General features: G+C 43.9%; 2 protein-coding genes. Both read left to right on the top strand.

Annotation, left to right across the window (positions count from 1 at the left end; genetic code table 11):
* Positions 1-194, top strand: a 194-nt coding sequence (locus tag AC1DTM_RS31055; protein WP_477001770.1) for a 2Fe-2S iron-sulfur cluster-binding protein, incomplete at its 5' end; no start/stop codon positions are given.
* On the top strand, positions 191-560 hold a 370-nt coding region (locus AC1DTM_RS31050), incomplete at its 3' end, for an NAD(P)/FAD-dependent oxidoreductase (RefSeq protein WP_477001769.1). The genes AC1DTM_RS31055 and AC1DTM_RS31050, both read left to right, overlap by 4 nt.

The raw sequence follows: 560 nt of genomic DNA, 5'->3' as shown, positions 1-560 counted from the left end.
CGTTAAGAGTCCATGAAGATAGCGGGACGCCGCGAGGTATTTATTGTAATATCGGACATTGTTCTGAATGCCGCGTGACTGTAAACGATCAAACGAACGTACGAGCATGCTTAACGGTTGTAGAAAACGATATGGTTGTTGAAAGCGGAAAACAGCATCCAAATATCGTGAGAGAGATGGTGAAAAAGCGATGATCGATGTAATTATTATTGGTGCAGGACCAGCAGGATTATCAGCTTCCATCTCTTGTGCACGTTTTGGACTTAACGTACTTGTTATTGATGAATTTATGAAGCCGGGCGGGAGATTGTTAGGACAGTTGCATCAAGAGCCTACTGGGGAATGGTGGAACGGAATAGAAGAATCAAAGCGCCTTCATGAAGAAGCAAAATCCCTTTCAGTCGATATTCGGTGCGGTGTTTCCGTATATAACTTAGATAAAGATGAAAGGTCTTGGTTCGTGCATACAAATATCGGTACGTTAGAAGCACCTTTCGTACTAATTGCTACTGGGGCTGCTGAGTATTCTATTCCCCTTCCTGGCTGGACACTTCCAGGAG

Source organism: Bacillus sp. P4_D3 (assembly GCF_056401855.1).
This window is presented reverse-complemented; position numbering and strand designations above follow the sequence as displayed.